Annotated in this window: 2 protein-coding genes and 1 pseudogene; all 3 read left to right on the plus strand. The window is 38.3% G+C overall.

What is annotated here, in order from left to right; translation table 11 throughout:
- The first annotated feature begins 179 nt into the window (after positions 1 to 179).
- Complete coding sequence (locus tag A5875_RS16235; RefSeq protein ID WP_242551341.1) at positions 180 to 764, plus strand: hypothetical protein; 585 nt, start codon at positions 180 to 182, stop codon at positions 762 to 764.
- Between the two features lie 138 nt (positions 765 to 902).
- Entirely contained in the window at positions 903 to 1,601 is a 699-nt protein-coding gene (locus tag A5875_RS16240; protein WP_088934555.1) for a winged helix-turn-helix domain-containing protein, read from the plus strand.
- A gap of 438 nt (positions 1,602 to 2,039) precedes the next feature.
- A pseudogene (gene gadC, locus A5875_RS16245) lies at positions 2,040 to 3,248 on the plus strand (glutamate:gamma-aminobutyrate antiporter); the annotation flags it as partial.
- Positions 3,249 to 3,305: the final 57 nt, after the last annotated feature.

Below are 3,305 nucleotides of genomic sequence, written 5' to 3' on the forward strand. Positions count from 1 at the left end.
AGAGATAAAATAGCGCGAAAATCAATGGATAGTAAATAGAAGATAAGCTTCTGTTGGATTCGTTAATGAATGGTACTGGGTCGGAGATAGATAGAAAGTTTTACATAATAAGTCAAAAATCACACATATAAGAGCAAAAATCTTTTGATCTTAATTACACAGAAGAGAGATGAGGCAGCTTGGAAAATTTTGATGTTTCTAAACTAACTGATAATACTGAAGTACAGCTGTTAGACAAAGTAGATGTATTGAAAGAACAGAATGGCGAGCTTTTGAATCAAATAGATAAGCTGGAAGGTATTCGCGGAGCACTAGAAGAAAAAGTTTCAGCGTACCGCTATCGTTTGAAGGAAGTAACAAGACAGTTGGAAGATATCGATGCAACTGCGCCATATGAAGAAGCAGTCTATCACAATAAGGACAATTTAGAGAGGCGCCGCTTCATACTCAGGAGAAATCTTGTTCAACAGGACACAAAAGAATGTTCTGCAGCTGTTGAAGACGCAGAGAAAAATGATGAACTGCCGGAAAAATATGAACGGCTGTTAGAACAGTATATGTATGAACGCGAAAAAAATGAGCAATTATTTAATTACCTGTTTCAACAGGACGAAAACGCTGCTCTTGAATTGTTTGTAAAAGCAGATGCTGTAGACACTTTGTTAGAGGCAACCGCATTGAGTCGAAGGATTATTCAACAGGCGGAAGAGCGGGCAAGGCATATTGGAACAGATTTGAAAGAACAATTACGCGAAGTTTTATAAGTTGAAAGCAATCTGCCGCAGCAAGTTGTAAAGGATCTGCAGTCTGGCATGTATTGCTTGGAAGAATAAACATGAGTTGGTTTTTGGAAAATAATAGAGTACAAAAGCAGAGGCTAATAAAGAGTGGAGTGAAGAAAAATGAAAAAAGTGATCATTCTAACCAGAAATATTATCATCGAGCAGGAATTTCAAAACGAATTACAGCGATTAGATTATGAAGTGTTTGTCTTAAAAGAGTTTTTTGATGTCGATAAACCCAATTATTTTGAGGATATTTTATCCCTTTTTGATATTGTCATCTTTAGTGAGACTTTGACCAATCAGGAATTCAATGAGATCTTACCGATCGTTATCGAAAAAGACATGCATTATTTACGACGTACCGATGAGCCGGTACCGAATATCGATGAAAATCATTGTTTATCGATCGATTGCACATTGACTGAATTAAGAGAGTTCTTGTTATTAAGTGATAAACGTGAAGGGCAGAAGGAATCTATCTCAAAAGGATTAGTTAGACAATCTGAGATGAAGAAGCAGGATCTCGTTCTCTTCTATAGTTCATTAAACAATATTGAAAAGAAAATCATCGGTGCGCTAGCGGAAGGCAGCGGCAAGATCATTTCCAGGGATGAGCTGTGTAATAAGGTCTGGAATAATGAGGTCAGCAAGTCGCGTTTGGTTCAAATGTCGACGGCAGTCGGAAATATTCGTAAAAAAATTGCGCACGCCCATATCGAAAATGTTCGAATCATCACCTATTGGGGCAATGGGTATCGTCTCCATGATGTTCCGAATGGGTTGATGAATGAATACATTAAGGAATATAGTATGTAGTTACAGCGAATAAAAAGCTCTAGTTTTCTCCTAAGTCGGGAGAAAGCTAGAGCTTTTTTTGATCTTAAAGAAAGTATAAAAAATTTCTCAAGTAAAAACTTGAATCAACAGCTTTAATGGTGTCCGGCTTCACGAACTAGCTTTATCGGCAATAAGCGAAAATTTTGAGAAGTCTGAGAAACGACTTATCAAAATTTTAGTCTTATTGCTCAAAAGCTGAGCGAGTTCGCGAAGCCTTCTAATAGAAAAAATTCCATATTTTTTTAACTTAGCAATCTTCAATAGAAAAAAATCGAGAAAAAAGTTCGCCGATTCCTATTTATACTTCTCCTTGTAAGAAAAGAGGTGCCTGAAATGTTCTATCAGTATTCTATAACGTTTTATCCCTGAAGCCTTTCTTTCATTGAATAATTAAAGAAAAGGGAAAGAAGCGTTTTTATGAATCAGAAAAAATTATCTTTATTCGGTTTTTTTGCTTTAACGGCTTCGATGGTTTTAACCGTATATGAGTATCCGACGTTTGCTACTTCGAAATTGCATCTAGTCTTCTTTTTGCTCTTAGGCGGAATTTTATGGTTTTTGCCAGTAGCCTTATGTGCGGCCGAGATGTCTACTGTAGAAGGTTGGCAAAATGGCGGGATATTCAGTTGGGTCAGCCAAACATTAGGTGAGCGTTTTGGCTTTGCGGCTATCTTTTTTCAGTGGTTTCAAATCACTGTAGGATTCGTCACTATGATTTATTTCATATTGGGAGCCTTGTCCTATGTACTGAATTTTCAAGCCTTAAATACAGATCCATTAATGAAGTACATTGGTTTATTGGTGATTTTCTGGGGCTTGACCTTCTCGCAATTAGGCGGGACACAACGAACAGCAAAAATCGCGAAAGCAGGATTTGTGATCGGAATTTTAATTCCATCGGTGCTTCTATTTGGTTTGGCAGCAGCGTATTTCATTGGCGGTAATCCAATCGAAATCGCTATTAGCAAAAAAGCATTCATACCAGATTTTTCACAATTATCGACACTCGTCGTGTTTGTGTCATTTATCTTGGCCTACATGGGAGTTGAAGCCTCTGCTTCACATATCAATGAATTGGAAAATCCCAAGAAAAACTATCCGCTAGCCATGATCCTATTGGTTATTTTAGCGATTGCATTAGATGCGATCGGCGGCTTTTCGGTGGCTGCAGTGATTCCCCAAAAAGATTTGTCTTTAAGCGCTGGAGTGATCCAAACCTTCCAATCATTGATTCTGCATTTTAACAGCCATTTAGGTTGGCTCGTTAAAGTCATTGCTCTGATGATTGCTTTTGGAGTAATGGGGGAAGTAAGTTCATGGGTAGTTGGTCCTTCGCGCGGAATGTTTGCTGCGGCACAACGAGGTCTATTGCCTAGCTTCTTGCGTAAAACCAATGCTCACGATGTGCCGGTACCATTGATCATGATCCAAGGCGTGATCGTGACTGTCTGGGGTGCGGTGTTGACCTTTGGCGGCGGCGGAAATAATTTATCTTTCTTAGTAGCCATCTCATTGACCGTAGTCATTTATTTAGTCGGATACCTTTTATTCTTTATTGGTTATTTCGTCTTAGTTTATAAAAAGAAAAATTTGGAACGGTCCTATAATGTACCGGGAAAAACGATAGATGTGTATAAGAGACAGACAGATATTGAGGAGGCGAAAGAGATAAAATAGCGCGAA

It is taken from the genome of Enterococcus sp. 3H8_DIV0648 (genome assembly GCF_002140655.1).
Classification (GTDB): domain Bacteria; phylum Bacillota; class Bacilli; order Lactobacillales; family Enterococcaceae; genus Enterococcus_A; species Enterococcus_A hulanensis.